This is a genomic window from Spiroplasma sp. ChiS (assembly GCF_002968355.1).
GTDB lineage: Bacteria > Bacillota_I > Bacilli_A > Mycoplasmatales > Mycoplasmataceae > Spiroplasma > Spiroplasma citri.
The window spans coordinates 1-1,349 of sequence record NZ_PUUH01000121.1 but is presented as its reverse complement, the minus strand read 5'-3'; the positions used below and the strand labels follow the sequence as shown (position 1 = coordinate 1,349).

Annotated in this window: 3 protein-coding genes; all 3 read right to left on the bottom strand. The window is 26.1% G+C overall.

Going from position 1 to position 1,349, the window contains the following annotated elements; all coding sequences use genetic code 4:
* The coding region (locus C6B38_RS04005; RefSeq protein WP_146693294.1) for a hypothetical protein at nucleotides 1-242 on the bottom strand (242 nt) is incomplete at its 3' end.
* A gap of 339 nt (nucleotides 243-581) precedes the next feature.
* Nucleotides 582-953 carry a hypothetical protein gene (locus C6B38_RS04000; protein ID WP_105298738.1) on the bottom strand — a complete coding sequence of 124 codons (372 nt, stop codon included), beginning with the start codon at nucleotides 951-953 and terminating at the stop codon, nucleotides 582-584.
* Between the two features lie 13 nt (nucleotides 954-966).
* Nucleotides 967-1,349 (bottom strand): hypothetical protein (locus C6B38_RS09880; RefSeq protein WP_162475851.1); only part of this gene is annotated, 383 nt, incomplete at its 5' end.

The following is a 1,349-nucleotide window of genomic DNA, read 5'->3' as shown; positions in this document are numbered from 1 at the left end:
AAATTACCCTCATCTCTATCATTAAATATTGAATGATCATAATCTAAAATATTAACAATATAATCTGAAGTTGTTAAACCAGCATTAAGTTTTTGAATTGCTTTAATAAGACCAGTATTCATTTCCACAATTACATCTGCTTTTTTAGTTAAATCAGGAACATCACTATATCAAGGTGTTTTTAAAGTTCCAATATTATCTTTATTAAATTGTTTAATACTTATTTTATTTACTTTTTGCACTTTATAATATTGAACTTGTGATACACCAGTTGCATTATTTTTACCAGCAATATAAATATCAACATAAATATCTGTTGTAGTAATATCATAACTTGATGGTGAACCTTGATAATATAACGGTCATCAATCATAATCATCTGCTATTAAACTTGCATCAACCGCTTTAACTGCTTTTAAAACTTTATCATTTAAAAGTGGTCTTAAATCTTCACTTGCTACTTTTTGCGGTACAATAATTCCTTTAATTATTTCATCATTTGTTAAACTATCAACATTTTTAATTTTATCGTGAATATCTATGGAGCTACTTACTTTGAATAAATTAGAGAGACTGTGCCACTATATTTTTTTTGGATTTCCAGTTGCTAATGCTCCAGTAGATGTAATATTAGAGAATGTTGCATCTCCATTTTGATAATTAGTATTTTTTACTTTAATAGCAGTTTCTAATTCTGCTGTTGTTGGTGTATCACCCACCATTGTAATTTGACCTAAATTAGGTGTTGTAATAACTGTTGATAAAGAAGGTTTTGTTGTACCATTAATTAATATTTTTTTATCATTAATATTTTGATTATCAATAATACCTGCATTAATATGTAAATAAATATTTCCATTTACAATTCCATTAACTGGTAAATAAATACCTGCTGAATTTATTTGAATTGGATAATCATTTGAACCATCACTTAATATTATGGCAGAACGCATAAATGATATAACACTATATTTTTTTTGGATTTCCAGTTGCTAATGCTCCAGTAGATGTAATATTAGAGAATGTTGCATCTCCATTTTGATAATTAGTATTTTTTACTTTAATAGCAGTTTCTAATTCTGCTGTTGTTGGTGTATCACCCACCATTGTAATTTGACCTAAATTAGGTGTTGTAATAACTGTTGATAAAGAAGGTTTTGTTGTACCATTAATTAATATTTTTTTATCATTAATATTTTGATTATCAATAATACCTGCATTAATATGTAAATAAATATTTCCATTTACAATTCCATTAACTGGTAAATAAATACCTGCTGAATTTATTTGAATTGGATAATCATTTGAACCATCACTTAATATTATGGCAGAACGCATAAATGATATAA